Origin of the sequence: Bradyrhizobium pachyrhizi, from assembly GCF_029714545.1 — a bacterium.
Lineage (GTDB): Bacteria > Pseudomonadota > Alphaproteobacteria > Rhizobiales > Xanthobacteraceae > Bradyrhizobium > Bradyrhizobium pachyrhizi.
This window is the reverse complement of the sequence record NZ_CP121667.1, coordinates 3,664,769-3,678,740: the sequence shown is the minus strand read 5'-3', so window position 1 is coordinate 3,678,740 and position 13,972 is coordinate 3,664,769. Positions and strand designations below refer to the sequence as shown.

At 65.6% G+C, this 13,972-nt stretch carries 11 protein-coding genes; 4 read left to right on the top strand and 7 right to left on the bottom strand.

Features of this window, described 5'->3' with window-relative positions; translation table 11 throughout:
• Positions 1 to 10: 10 nt before the first annotated feature.
• Genes tkt through QA639_RS16780 form a run of 3 tightly spaced genes read right to left on the bottom strand, consistent with a single transcriptional unit; the run spans position 11 to position 3,946 of the window.
• Entirely contained in the window at positions 11 to 2,032 is a 2,022-nt protein-coding gene (tkt, locus tag QA639_RS16790) for a transketolase (protein WP_283090259.1), read from the bottom strand.
• Positions 2,029 to 2,904 (bottom strand): phosphoribulokinase, encoded by an 876-nt coding sequence (locus QA639_RS16785; protein WP_028331481.1) that lies wholly within the window; start codon positions 2,902 to 2,904, stop codon positions 2,029 to 2,031. The genes tkt and QA639_RS16785 overlap by 4 nt, the downstream gene beginning before the upstream one ends.
• Positions 2,905 to 2,914: 10 nt before the next feature.
• On the bottom strand, positions 2,915 to 3,946 hold the full coding sequence (locus QA639_RS16780; protein WP_428841179.1) for a class 1 fructose-bisphosphatase: 1,032 nt from the start codon (positions 3,944 to 3,946) through the stop codon (positions 2,915 to 2,917).
• A 155-nt stretch (positions 3,947 to 4,101) separates the two neighbouring features.
• On the opposite strand from QA639_RS16780, the gene QA639_RS16775 reads away from it, so the two are divergent.
• Together QA639_RS16775 and QA639_RS16770 are read left to right on the top strand one after the other, a co-directional pair.
• On the top strand, positions 4,102 to 5,028 hold the full coding sequence (locus QA639_RS16775; RefSeq protein WP_028331483.1) for a LysR family transcriptional regulator: 927 nt from the start codon (positions 4,102 to 4,104) through the stop codon (positions 5,026 to 5,028).
• 149 nt (positions 5,029 to 5,177) lie between these two features.
• Positions 5,178 to 6,872, top strand: a complete 1,695-nt coding sequence (locus tag QA639_RS16770; protein ID WP_080666911.1) for an ATP-binding protein — start codon at positions 5,178 to 5,180, stop codon at positions 6,870 to 6,872.
• Between the two features lie 9 nt (positions 6,873 to 6,881).
• Here QA639_RS16770 and QA639_RS16765 read toward each other — a convergent pair whose 3' ends face one another.
• Entirely contained in the window at positions 6,882 to 7,586 is a 705-nt protein-coding gene (locus tag QA639_RS16765; RefSeq protein WP_283090258.1) for a TetR/AcrR family transcriptional regulator, read from the bottom strand.
• A 155-nt stretch (positions 7,587 to 7,741) separates the two neighbouring features.
• On the opposite strand from QA639_RS16765, the gene QA639_RS16760 reads away from it, so the two are divergent.
• Entirely contained in the window at positions 7,742 to 8,926 is a 1,185-nt protein-coding gene (locus tag QA639_RS16760; RefSeq protein WP_283090257.1) for an HlyD family secretion protein, read from the top strand.
• Between the two features lie 86 nt (positions 8,927 to 9,012).
• Complete coding sequence (locus tag QA639_RS16755) at positions 9,013 to 10,548, top strand: DHA2 family efflux MFS transporter permease subunit (protein ID WP_157346105.1); 1,536 nt, start codon at positions 9,013 to 9,015, stop codon at positions 10,546 to 10,548.
• A gap of 57 nt (positions 10,549 to 10,605) precedes the next feature.
• On the opposite strand, the gene QA639_RS16750 is transcribed toward QA639_RS16755, so the two are convergent.
• The 3 genes from QA639_RS16750 to QA639_RS16740 all read right to left on the bottom strand — a co-directional run bounded on the left by QA639_RS16750 (position 10,606) and on the right by QA639_RS16740 (position 13,728).
• Positions 10,606 to 12,249, bottom strand: a complete 1,644-nt coding sequence (locus QA639_RS16750) for a benzoate-CoA ligase family protein (RefSeq protein WP_283090256.1) — start codon at positions 12,247 to 12,249, stop codon at positions 10,606 to 10,608.
• Positions 12,250 to 12,414: 165 nt separating this feature from the next.
• On the bottom strand, positions 12,415 to 13,230 hold the full coding sequence (locus QA639_RS16745; protein WP_283090255.1) for an alpha/beta hydrolase: 816 nt from the start codon (positions 13,228 to 13,230) through the stop codon (positions 12,415 to 12,417).
• 3 nt (positions 13,231 to 13,233) lie between these two features.
• On the bottom strand, positions 13,234 to 13,728 hold the full coding sequence (locus tag QA639_RS16740) for a MarR family winged helix-turn-helix transcriptional regulator (protein WP_016845834.1): 495 nt from the start codon (positions 13,726 to 13,728) through the stop codon (positions 13,234 to 13,236).
• Positions 13,729 to 13,972: the final 244 nt, after the last annotated feature.

Sequence of the window (13,972 nt, the reverse complement as noted above, 5' to 3'; positions counted from 1 at the left end):
CGTCCTCCTTTCAATTCGCTCGTTGAATGAGCTGTTTTGCTGCAGCAGCGATTGCCGCGGGCGTGATGCCGAATTCGCGGTAGAGCACGTCGGCCGGCGCGGAGGCGCCGAAGCCGGCCATGCCGACGAACGCACCGTCGTCGCCGAGCCAGCGCGCCCAGTCGCCCTCGACCGCAGCCTCCACGCCGAGGCGCGGAGCGCCGCCCAGCACCTGGGCGCGATAGTCGCTCGGCTGCTGGCGGAACAGGTCGAAGCACGGGGCCGAGACGACCGCGGCCTGTACCCCGTCTTCCGCCAGCAGCTTTGCGGCTTCGAGCGCGATCGCCACCTCCGAACCCGTTGCAATCAGGGTGACGTCACGCGCGAAGGCCGGCTCGACGAGAACGTAGGCGCCGAGCGCGACCTGGTTGTCCTTGCTGCCGTCGCGAACCGTCGGCAGCGCCTGCCGCGACAGGCAGAGGATCGACGGCGAGGTCTCTGCCTTCAGCGCACAGTCCCACGCTTCCGCTGTCTCGACCGCGTCGGCCGGGCGGAACACCAGGACGTTCGGGATTGCCCGCAGCGCGGCCAGATGCTCGACCGGCTGATGGGTCGGTCCGTCCTCGCCGAGCCCGATGGAATCGTGGGTCATCACATGGATGACGCGGATCCCCATCAGCGCCGCAAGGCGGATCGCCGGCCGGCTGTAATCGGCAAAGCTGAGAAAGGTGCCGCCATAGGGAATGAACCCGCCGTGCAGCGCGATGCCGTTCATCGCCGCGGCCATGCCGTGTTCGCGAATGCCGTAGTGGATGTAGCTGCCGTCGAGCGTTTCCGGCCGCACCGAAACCTGCGACTTCGCCAGCGTCAGGTTGGAGTGCGTCAGATCCGCCGAGCCACCCAGCAGGTTGGGCAAGGCCTCCGCGATCACGTCGATGACCTGCTGCGAGGCTTGGCGGGTGGCAAGCTTCGGCCGCTCGGTCGCGAACCGCGCCAAGAGCTTTGCCATCGCCTCGGCATAGGCGCAGGGCAATTTCCGGTTCAGCGCATCATGGAACGGAGACCGCTCGGCCTTGTCGCCCTTGCAGGCGCTGCGCGAACGCTCGATCCAGGCCCGCCGCGCGTCGCGGCCGCGGCCGCCGAGGTCGCGCCACTCCGCCAGCACCGCATCGGGAATTTCGAAGGCCGGATACGGCCAGCGCAGCGCGGCGCGTGTCTTCGCCACCTCATCGGCACCGAGCGGCGCGCCATGCACCTTCTCGCTGCCCTGCCGGTTCGGCGCACCGAACCCGATCACCGTGCGGCAGGCGATCAGCGACGGACGATCGCTCGATCGTGCCTGCCTGACCGCCGCGGTGATCGCCTGCGGATCGTGGCCGTCGATGCGGTTGACGTTCCAGCCGCTGGCCTTGAACCGCGCCGTCTGGTCGTCCGAGCAGGACAGCAAGGTGGCGCCGTCGATCGAGATATGGTTGTCGTCGAACAGCACGATCAGGCGGTTCAGCCGCAAATGGCCGGCGAGCGAGATCGCCTCATGGCTGATGCCTTCCATCAGGCAGCCATCGCCGGCGATCACATAGGTGTAGTGGTCGACCAGGTCGTCGCCGAAGCGGGCGTTCATCAGCCGCTCGGCGAGCGCCATGCCGACCGCGGTCGCAATCCCCTGCCCGAGCGGCCCGGTCGTGGTCTCGACTCCAGGGGTGTGGCCGTACTCGGGATGGCCCGGGGTTTTCGATCCCCACTGCCGGAACGCCTTGAGTTGGTCGAGCGTCATGCTCTCGTAGCCTGTGAGATAAAGTAGCGCGTAGAGCAGCATCGAGCCGTGACCGGCCGACAGCACGAAGCGGTCGCGGTCGGGCCAGGCTGGATCGGCCGGATCGAACTTCAGGAAGTCCGTGAACAGCACGGTCGCGACGTCGGCCATGCCCATCGGCATGCCGGGGTGGCCGGATTTCGCCTGCTCCACCGCGTCGACGGCGAGGAAGCGGATGGCGTTGGCCATCTCGTCGTGGCTGATTTCGGGGCGGCTGGCAACGGACGCAAGTGCGGTCATATCGTTCGCCTCTTTCGTTCGATCAATTGCAGGATCAGCGGGGTCAGGATGAGCTGCATCGCGAGGTCGAGCTTGGCGCCGTGCACCACGATCGAATTGGCGCGCGACATGAAGCTGTTCGGGATCATCGAGAGCAGATAGGGGAAGTCGATGCCGCGCGGGTTCTTCAAGCGGATCACGACCATCGATTCGTCCGGCGTCGGGATCCAGCGCGCGATGAACGGGTTCGACGTGTCGACGGTCGGCACGCGCTGGAAGTTGATGTCGGTCTCGGTGAATTGCGGACAGATGTAATTCACGTAGTCCGGCATGCGGCGCAGGATGGTGTCGGTCACCGCCTCGGTGGAGTAGCCGCGATGGCTGCGATCGCGGTGCAGCTTCTGGATCCATTCGAGGTTGATGACCGGCACGACGCCGATCTTGAGGTCGGCATGCTGCGCGACATTCACCTTGTCGGTGACCACGGCGCCATGCAGGCCCTCGTAGAACAAGAGGTCGGAATTTTCCGGCAGCGCCTCCCATGCGGTGAAGGTGCCGGGCTTGGCGCCGTAGAGCCGCGCTTCCTCCTCGTCGTGCACATAGTGCCGCGTCGTTCCGGTGCCGGTCTCGGCATAGTCGCTGAACAGCTTCTCCAGCTCCTCGAACAAATTGGTCTCGGGGCTGAAATGGCTGAAGTGCTTGTTGCCGCGCTCGGCTCTTTCCGCCATCAGGCTGCGCATCTCGGCGCGGTCGTAGCGGTGGAACGCGTCGCCCTCGATATAGGCGGCGACCACGTTCTCGCGGCGGAAGATGTTCTCGAACGTCTTCTTCACCGAGGTGGTGCCGGCCCCGGAGGAGCCGGTGATCGAGATGATGGGATGCCGGCGTGACATGCGGTCCTCCTCAGCGGAACAGGCCGCGCCGCGCGAACAGCGGGGCATCGCTGCTCTCGAACAACGGCTCGACGGTCAGGTGGATCGCATCGACGTCGCGCACGGCGCGCGCAGATCCCATGATCAGCGGCACGCGCTGATGCGGCGTGCGTGCCGACAGTTCGAGAATGCGCGACCGGCCGTTCGACGCGGCGCCGCCCGCCCATTCCATGATGAGTGCGATGGGATGCGCCTCGTACAGCAGACGCAACCGGCCTTCGCGATAGCCCTGGCGCGCATCCGCCGGATACAGGAACACGCCGCCGCGCATCAGGATGCGGTAGGCTTCAGCGACCAGCGAGCCGATCCAGCGCATGTTGAAGTCCTGCCCGCGCTCGCCGTTCACTCCGGCGAGGCAATCGTCGATGTAGCTGCGCACCGGGCCGCTCCAGTGTCGCCGGTTCGAGGCATTGATGGCGAATTCCGACGCATCCCGCGGCACGCGCAGATCGCGCGCGGTCAGGACGAATTCGCCACTTCGCGGGTCCAGAGTGAAGCAGTCGACGCGCTGGTCTAGCGCCAGCACCAGCACGGTCTGCGGACCGTAGATGAAGCAGCCGGCGGCGCATTGCGCCGTGCCGGGCTCGAAGAAGGTCGAGATGACGTCGTTTCCCTTCGGCCGGATCGAGAAGATCGTGCCGATCGAGATGTTGTTTTCGAGATTGGCGGATCCATCGAGCGGATCGATCGCGACGCAGAGCGGCGCGTCGGGATCGAGCGTCTCGGGCAGCTCGACCTCCTCCGACAGCACCGCGGCGACCGGCGCGGTGCGCAGCGCGTTCCGCATCAGATCGTCGGCGACGATGTCGATCGTCTTCTGGCGATCGCCGTCGGGATTGACGCCGCCGCTCTCGCCGCCGATTCCGGCGAGCGGCCCGGCGGCAATGATGTGCGAGAGCTCGATCGCCGCACGCGCAAGGGCTTCGATCACCACAACGGTCGCGGCACGCAACGGGTTGTGTTGCGTCGGCCACTCCAGATGGGCATGCAATGCAGGACGAATCTCCACCGGCCTCTCCCTATGATCGCGCCCTCTGTCCCGAGGCTTCGAGAGGCGACCTCAGGGGAGTCGCCTTCGCCCTATCAACGCGCGAATTGCCCAATTAGGGAAATTTTATTATCTTTGGTCCGGGCAAAGTATTTCTTATGGAGTTTGTCATGGCCGGCAACTTCTCGCGGGATCTCACCATCCGCCAGCTGCGCGCACTGTCGACCTTGCACGAGGCCGGTTCGATCACGTCGGCCGCCAACCGGTTGAACCTGACGCAGCCCGCGGTGACGTTGCAGCTCCGCAATCTGCAGGCGCTCGCCGGGTTGCCGCTGATCCAGCGCACCGGCGACGGCATGGCGCTGACGGATGCCGGCGCGCATGTGCTGACGCTGGTCGAGCGGATCGAGGCGGCGCTGAAGGATTGCGAGCAGTCGCTCGACATGATCGCCGGCCGCAGCGGCGGCCGCGTCGCGATGGGCGCGGTCTCCACCGCGAAATACTTCGTGCCGTTCGCGATCGCGGCGTTCTCGCGCCGCTTTCCCAAGATCGAGGTCACGCTCAGGATCGGCAACCGCGAGGAGATTCGCGACGCGCTGCGCGGCTATGATCTCGACATCGCGGTGATGGGCCGGCCGCCGGCCGATGTCGAGGTCGAGATGAAGCCGCTCGGCCGGCATCCGCACTTCATCGTCGCCGCGCCCGATCATCGGCTGGCGCGGCGGCGGCACGTCGCCCCGTCGGAACTCGCCAACGAAACCTTCATTACTCGCGAGCAAGGATCGGGCACGCGGATGCTGATGCAGCAATATTTCGAGCGGGTCGGGCTGGAGCCGAAACTCGGCATGGCGATGGACAGCAACGAGACCATCAAGCAGGCGGTGATGGCGGGGCTCGGCATCGCCTTCATCTCCCAGCACACGGTGTTCCATGAGCTGGAGGATGGCCGGCTGGTGGTGCTCAAGGTGAAGGGCCTGCCGATCGTCCGGCAGTGGCACGCGATCAGGCGCGCCGACAAGATCCTGCTGCCGCCCGCGCAAGCCATGCTGGATTTCCTCGGCAAGGAGGGCTGGCGCTATCTGCCGAATTCAAACTAGCGCGCCGGAGCCGCCGCGACGCGAAAAATCGAGCTGGTACCGTATGTTAACCATTGAAGTTCCGGCAAGCGCATGTCACATCTTGAGTGCGGTCAGTGGCGGACCGTATCCCTGCGAGGGAGGATGAACTGCAGAACCAGTCCCCGCCGATGCCTGACTTCAAGGCGTTATTCGAGGCGGCGCCCGGCCTCTATCTGGTGCTGACCCAGCCCGACTTCCGCATCGTGGCAGCAAGCGACGCCTATCTGCGCGCCACCAAGACCGAGCGCGCCGCGATCCTCGGGCGCGGGCTGTTCGAGGTGTTCCCTGACAATCCGGACGACCCGGCCGCCGACGGCGTGCGGAACCTGCGCGCCTCGCTCGAGCGCGTGGTCCAGTTCCGCCGTCCCGACACCATGACGGTGCAGAAATACGATATCCGCAAGCCCGAGTCGGAGGGCGGCGGCTTCGAGGAACGCTACTGGAGCCCGCGCAATACGCCGGTGTTGGGGCCGAACGGGCAGTTCACCTACATCATCCATCGTGTCGAAGACGTCACCAGCTTCATCCAGTTGAAGCAGCGCGGTGCCGAGCAGGACGAGCTGACCGACCGGTTGCGCGAGCGCACCGAGCAGATGGAAGCGGAAATCTTCATGCGCGCCCGCGAAGTCGAGGCCGCCCGCGAACAGCTCGAGGCCGAGCAGAAGCTGCGCCAGGTGCAGAAGATGGAGGCCGTCGGGCACCTTACCGGCGGCATCGCCCACGACTTCAATAATATCCTGACCGTCATCACCGGCCTGATCGACATCCTCGCCGAAGCCGTCGAGCACGATGCCGCGCTATCGTCGGTCACCAAGATGATCAGCGACGCGGCGTTTCGCGGCGCCGAAGTGACCAAGCACCTGCTGGCCTTCTCGCGGCAGCAGCCGCTGCAGCCGCGTGAAGCCAACCTCAACACGCTGGTGCAGGACACCGCGCGGCTGCTGCGCCCCTCGCTCGGCGAGCAGATCGAGATCGATACCGCGCTCGAGCCCGATGCCTGGTCGGCCTTCATCGATCCGAACCACATGGCGACCGCGCTGCTCAATCTCGCGGTCAATGCCCGCGACGCGATGCCCGATGGCGGCAAGCTGATGCTGGAGACCAGCAACGTCATCCTCGACGAGGTTTATGCCGTCGCCAACCCCGATGTGCGGGCGGGTGAATATGTGATGGTCGCGGTCAGCGACACCGGCGGTGGTATCCCGGCGGGAATCCGCGACAAGGTGTTCGAGCCGTTCTTCACGACCAAGGACACCGGCAAGGGCACCGGCCTCGGGCTCAGCATGGTGTACGGCTTCATCAAGCAGTCCAACGGACACCTCAAGATCTATTCCGAGGAGGGCCACGGCACCTCGATCAAGCTCTATCTGCCGCGCAGCAGTGGCGACATGATCGACGTCGAGCCGCCTCCTCCGGTCGACACGCGCGGCGGCAATGAATCCATCCTGGTCGTCGAGGACGATCCGCTGGTGCGCAATTACGTCAGCGCCCAGCTCGAGCAGCTTGGCTATCGCACCATGGTCACCGCCAACGGCCCGGAAGCACTGGCCGCGGTCGACAAGGGGTTCGTCTGCGACGTGCTGTTCACCGACGTCATCATGTCCGGCGGCATGAACGGCCGGCAGGTCGCCGATGCCGTGATCGCCAAACTGCCCTCGGTGCGCGTGCTCTTCACCTCCGGCTACACCGAGGACGCGATCATCCACCACGGCCGTCTCGACCCGGATGTGACGCTGCTGCCGAAGCCCTACCGCAAATCCGATCTCGCGCGGATGATCCGGCAGGTGCTGGCCCAGCCGCCGGCGGCGGCAATGGGCAAGTGACGCGGGGCGTCACGCGTCTCCGCTTTGCTTCTTGATCTGGTCGGCCGGCACGGCGCATCCCGACAGGAACAGTGCCGCACAGGCCCTGGCGCGGGCCTCGATCTGCGCCCGCGACGGCGGCGGCCTGTGGCCGTACATCACGTCGCGTTGCGGCTGGAACACGAGCATGCCGAGCAGCATGCCCGCAGCAGCTTCCGCGTCGTCCACCGCGATCCGTCCCCGCCGCTGCTGCACGCTTAGCCACGCAGCCAGCGCGCCAAGGGTCCGCTGCATCGCCTTCTCGTAGAACATCTCGGCGATGTCGGGGAATTTGTCGCTGTCGGCCAGGATGATGCGCTGGAGCGCGATGACCTCGGCATCGAGTATCAGCTCACCACAGGTCGAGAGTGCGGCCTCCAGGGCCGCCGCGATATCGCGGCCGTCGCAGGCGCCGAGATTTACGGCGGATATGAACCGGTCCATCCGGTCCGTCACCGTGCCCTCGAACAGCGCCAGCTTGGTCGGGATCAGCCGGTAAAGCGTCTTGGTGGAGACGCCGGCGCGGCAGGCCACGTCGGCGATGTTGGCCGCGGCGAAGCCGCGCTCGGAGAACTCGCGCCGCGCGGCGTCATAGATCAGCGCGCGCGTCTCGTCGTCGGAACGCAGCTGCGGCCGCCCGCGGCCGCGCCGCGGCGGTACGTCTTGCTCAGTCTGATCCTTGTCATTCCGGTTCATCCGCGAGCCATGCTTTTAAATGATGCCTGTCATTCTATTGACACTCCCAATATGGGCTTTATTTTGGAAAACATCAAGTTTCCTAATTAATCTCGCGGACGTCGGCCGGAATTGGCAAGACTTTCCAAAAGGATAGACGGATCAGGAGCACCGCCATGAGCCAGCATGAGACGTCATTCAGGGCCGAGAGCCAGGTTCCGGCCGAGACCGCCAAGCAATTGATCGCCAACCCGGAAGCCGCCAAACCGCCCGCCGCCAAGGGCAGGCTTCGCCGCCTGCTGCTGGCCGGCGCGGCGCTCGCCATGCTCGCGGGCGGAGCCTGGTACGGTTGGGACTACTGGACCGTCGGCCGCTTCCAGGTCTCGACCGACGACGCCTATGTGAAGGCCGATAACACGACGATCGCACCAAAAGTCTCCGGCTATCTCAGCGCGGTGCTGGTGGGCGACAATGAGCATGTGCGCGCCGGCCAGATGCTGGCGCGGATCGACGATCGCGATTTCAGGGTCGCGCTGGATCAGGCCAAGGCTGACGTCGCGGCAGCCGAAGCCGCGATCGCCAGCAAGCATGCGCAGCTCGATGTGCAGCAGTCGGTGATCGAAGCGGCACGCGCGACCCTCGCCGTGGACACCGCGACGCAGACCTTCGCCGAGCAGGAGAACAAGCGCTACACCGACCTCGCCGGCACCGGCTTCGGCAGCGTGCAGAACGCGCAGCAGGCGCAGTCGCGCTACGCCAGCGCACAGGCCGCCGTCGCGCGCGATACCGCAAACCTCGCCTCCGCGCTCCGCCAGGTCGAGTTGCTCAAGGCCGACATTGCCCAGGCGGTCGCGGCGCAGGCGCGCGCAACCGCGCTCCAGCATCAGGCCGAGCTGAACCTCGGCTACACCACCATATCAGCCCCGATCGACGGCGTGGTCGGCAACCGCACGCTGCGCACCGGCCAGTTCGTCCAGGCCGGCACGCAGCTGATGTCGCTGGTGCCCGCCACCGGCGCCTATGTGATCGCGAACTACAAGGAGACGCAGCTCACCAATGTCCGCAAGGGTCAGCCGGTCGAGATCGCGGTCGACATGTTCCCGGGACAGGTGGTGCGCGGCCATGTCGACAGTCTCGCGCCCGCCAGCGGCCAGGAGTTCGCGCTGCTGCCGCCAGACAATGCGACCGGCAACTTCACCAAGGTGGTGCAGCGCATCCCGGTGAAGATCGCGCTCGATGCGACCGCGGTCGAATTGCGGCCCGGCATGTCGGTCATCCCGACCATCGCAACCTTGTCGCAACCCGGCGAGGCGCCGCGCTCCAGCGCCTCTCCCAAGCTCGCTGTCGCCGCATTCAAATAGGTGATGTCATGTCCGACCTCGCGCTCTCCTCCCCGGCTGCTGCGCCCCGCGCGGCAGCCGCAGCGGCAGATCCCAACCGCGCCAGCATGGCGGTCTGGATTTCCATCGTCGCCGCCATGATCGGCGCCTTCATGGCGATCCTCAACATCCAGATCACCAACGCCTCGCTGCTCAACATCGAGGGCGGCATCGGAACCGGCGTCGACAACGGCTCCTGGATCTCGACCTCCTATCTGATCGGCGAGATCGTGGTGATCCCGCTGACCGACTATCTCAGCCGGGTGTTTTCCTTCCGCAAGATCATCATTGGCTTCGCCACCCTGTTCGCGATCTTCTCGGTCGCCTGTGCCTTCACCCACGACCTGCCGTCGATGATCGCGATGCGTGGCCTGCAGGGCTTCTTTGGCGGCGTGCTGATCCCGATGGCCTTCACGCTTGTTTTCACCAAGCTGCCGAAGGCCCAGCAGCCGGTCGGCCTTGCCATGTTCGCGCTCGCCGTGACCTTCGCCCCCGCGATCGGACCGACAATCGGCGGCTACCTCACCGAGAATTACGGCTGGCAGACCATCTTCTTCGTCAACGTGATCCCGACCGCGGTGATGGTCATCACGCTCTATTTCACGCTGGAACGTCAGCCGATGCAGCTGCATCTGCTCCGTGAGGGCGACTGGCTCGGCATCGTCACGATGGCGATCGGCCTATCGTCGCTGCAGGCCGTGCTCGAGGAAGGCAACAAGAACGACTGGTTCGGCTCGCCCTTCATCGTCAAGCTCGCGGTGATCGCCGCCGTCAGCCTCACTCTGTTCGTCTGGATCGAGCTCGTCGTCGAAAAGCCGCTGATCCGGCTGCGCCTCCTGACCCAGCGCAGCTTCGGCTTCGGCACCATCTCGGCGGTTTTCGTCGGCTTCGCGCTGTTCGGCTCGGTGTACCTGCTGCCGGCCTATCTCGGCCAGGTGCAGCGCTACAACGCCGAGCAGATCGGCCAGGTGCTGGCCTGGACCGGCCTGCCGCAGCTGATCCTGATCCCGCTGGTGCCGAAGCTGATGCAGCGTTTCGATCCGCGCTTCATCGCCTTCACCGGCATGATCCTGTTCGCGGTCTCGTCCTTCATGAACATCGCGATGTCGCTCGATTACTCTGGCGACCAGTTCTTCGTCCCGAACATCGTCCGTGCGGTCGGCCAGGCGATCATGCTGGCGCCACTGTCCGCCGTCAGCCTCGGCAGCGTCGCGCCGCAGGATGCCGCGGCGGCCTCCGGCATCTCCAACATGATGCGCAACCTCGGCGGCGCGATCGGCACGGCGCTGCTCGCCACCATCGTCACCAAACGCGAGCAATTCCACTCCAACATCATCGGCCAGTCGGTCGACCTCGGCCGCGAGGAGGTGCGCACCCGGATCGCCGAGGTCACCAACTACTTCCTCAGCCACGGCATCTCCGATCCGGCGACCGCGCATCACCAGGCGATCGTGGCGCTCGGCAATATCGTGAAGCGCCAGGCTCTGGTGCTTGGTTTCAGCGACACCTTTGCCGTGATCGGCATCGTGCTGGTATTCGCCGCGATCGCGATCCTCCTGACCGGCAAGCCGAAGAACGCCGCCGGCGGCGGCGCGGCGCATTGATCGCTTGGTGATCTCTTGTTGATCTCTTGAGCGACGGCCAAAGGCCGTCGTCCCCGCTCAGCTTGCTTCGCGTAGCTTGAAGCGCTGGATCTTCCCGGTCTGGGTCTTCGGCAGCGCCTCGACGAAGGCGATCGCGCGCGGATATTTGTACGGCGCGATCGTCGCCTTGACGTGATCCTGAAGCAGCTTGACCTCGACCTCGTCGCAGCGCGCGCCCTGCTTCAGCACGATGAACGCCGAGACGATCTGCCCCCGCTCCTCGTCGGGTGCGCCGATCACGGCGCACTCCGCCACATCGGGATGGCCGAGCAGCGCGGCCTCGACCTCGGGACCGGCGATGTTGTAGCCCGCCGAGATGATCATGTCGTCGGCCCGCGCCACGAACGACAGCCGGCCGTTCTCGTCGCGGACGAAGGCATCGCCGGTGATGTTCCATCCGTCGCGGACATATTTGGTCTGCCGGGAGTCGGCGAGATAGCGGCAGCCGGTCGGACCACGCACCGCCAGCTTGCCGACCTGGCCCGCCGGCAGCTCGTTCATGTCCTCGTCGACGATCTTGGCCTCGTATCCCGAGACAGGCGTGCCCGTGGAGCCGCCGACGGCGCTGCCGGTGCGGTTGGTGATGAAGATGTGCAGCAGCTCGGTGCTGCCGATGCCGTCGAGGATCGGCTTGCCGGTCTTCCTGGTCCAGCTCTCGAACACCGGCGCGGGCAGCGTCTCGCCGGCCGAGACGGCGAGCCGCAGCGACGACAGATCGGCGCCCTTGTCCATCGCGGCCATCATCGCGCGATAGGCGGTGGGCGCGGTAAAGCAGATCGTCGCCTTGTAGGTTTCGATGATCCGGATCATCTCGCTCGGCGCCGCATTCTCCAGCAGCGTCGCGGTGGCGCCGAAGCGCAGCGGGAAGATCGCGAGCCCCCCGAGGCCGAACGTAAACGCAAGCGGCGGCGAGCCGACGAACACGTCGTCGGGTGTGACCTTGAGCACTTCCTTCGCATAGCCGTCGGCAACGATCAGGAGATCGCGGTGAAAGTGCATGGTCGCCTTGGGCTCGCCCGTCGTGCCCGACGTGAAGCCCAGTAGCGCAACGTCGTCGCGGCCGGTCTTCACCGCATCGAACTTGACCGGCTTGTTCAGCGCGATCCGGTCGAGCTCGGCGTCGTGGTTCTGCGTGCCGTCGAAATTGACGACCTGCTTGAGGAATTTGCTGGTCTTGGCGCAGGCCACCAGTTCATCCGCGATGCGGCTGTCGGTCAGCGCCAGCGAGATCTCGGCCTTGTCGACGATCTTGGCCAATTCGCCGGCGCGCAGCATCGGCATGGTGTTGACGACGACGGCACCGGCCTTGGTCGCCGCGAGCCAGGCCGCGACCAGCGCCGGGTTGTTGCCCGAGCGGATCAGCACGCGATTGCCGGGCTTGACGCCGTAATTCTCCACCAGCGCGTGCGCCAGGCGGTTCGACCAATCGGTCAGTTCCTTGTAGGTGCGCTGGCGGCCGTTGCCGATCAGCGCGATGCGATCGCCCATCCCCTGCGCGACGATGCGGTCGGTCAGCTCGACCGCGGCGTTGAGATAGTCGGGATATTTGAATTCGGGCCGGTCGAGCACGAGCTGCGGCCATTGCTCTGATGGCGGCAGGTTGCGCCGTGCGAAATCGTCGACATGCCCGGATGGGCCGAGCCCGGGAAATTCACCTGACATTCGATCGCCCCTCGCTTTCCATCCAGAAAGGCCAAGACCAATATCGAGAAGACCAACATATCGAGGACGCCCGGCAGCGTTCCAACCGCCAATCATTTTATACTTAAAATAATTCGGCGCAAGGGTGGAAATCGCGGGGCAATCGCCGGCCGATCCTTCACAACCTCAGATTTGCGTAAGCTGCTTCAACCGCGCGACCATCGCCGAGCCCGGGTCGGCGAGCGGCGCGATCGCGGTGAAATGATTGGCGTCGGGCACAACGCCGAACCGCGTTGCAACGCCCGCTTTGCCCCAGACATCGACGACGGTCCGGCTCTGCCGGTGATATTCCGCGCTCTCGGCGCCGCCGACGACGGCATCGAGCGTTGCGCCGGCAGGCGGCGCCCAGAACAGCGGGCTCGACGCCCGTGCTGCGGCGCGGTCGAGGCCAAGCGCCTTGTTGATGGAGGTGCCGACCAATGGCTCAAGCTCGAACAGGCCGGAGATCGCGTAAGCAGCCCTGACCAGGTCCTTCGGCAGCGACGCATCATAGGCCGGCCAATCGGTCGCGAGCATGCATGCGGCAAGATGTCCGCCTGCGGAGTGTCCCGACACGACCAGCGGCCGCCCGAGCCTGGCCAGTTCGCGGCACGCCGCGCGCATCTCGCCGATGATGTCGCCGACCGTGACATTGGGGCAAAGATCGTAGCTCGGCACCGCGACGCTGATGCCGTGGCCGTTGAGCCCTCGCGCGCAGTGGCTCGATGACGAGCCGTCGAGCACCTGCCAGTAGCCGCCATGGATGAAGACCACGAGCGGCCCGTCACGATCGCCTTCGAACAGGTCGATGACGTTGCGGCTGCCCGGACCATAGGTCAGCCGCCGCGGCGGATGCTGCTCGCGATAGGCCGCGGAGTCCCTCGCCCAGCCGGCCATAAGCGCCGGATTTTCCGGCACCCGCGCCCGGTTGTTGTATTCGACCTCGTAATCGACCTCAGTCACGGCTTAAGCGCTCCTCGCCTTGGCGGAGCGCTGCGCCGAGCCCTTGGCCTTGGCGAGCAGCCGCATCAGTTCGCGGATATCCTTCGGCGAGAGATCGCCGAAGATATCGGCGATCCACTTCTCGTGCTCGGCGGCCATCTTGCGGAATTCGGCGCGGCCGAGTTTTGTGAGCCGGATGAACTGCACGCGGCGGTCCGTCTCCGAGGTGCGGCGATCGAGATGGCCTGATTCAACCAGGCGCTCGACCAGCCCGGTGACGTTGCCGTTCGATACCATCATCCGCTTCGACAGGTCCGACAGCGTCATGCCGTCGGACACCTTGTCGAGCTGGGCCATCAGGTCGAAGCGCGGCAGCGTGACGTCGAACTTCTCGCGCAGCCGGCTGCGCACCTCGCCTTCGATCAGCGTGGTGCAGGTCAAGAGGCGCAGCCACAGCCGCAGCTCGGTGCCGTGATCGTCGGGCAGTTCGACGGCTTTGGTTTCGGAATCGAGGATCATGCGGCGATCGTGCCTCCGCGGCGGGTTCCGGTCGGACCAATTGTTTTGAGCTTCAAGCAATTCGCGGCGTCCCGCAAGGACAATTGCGAATCGTGCCTGATCCGTCTGGGCAATCCTGCAATTTCTTTATACTTCAAGCAATTGGCGCGGCGCTTGCATGGGCAGCGCCTGCATGATGCGCGACGATCGCCCTGACGCGATGCCACATCGCTTGCAGCGGTTGCGCGCGTCAGACTAAGCTGAG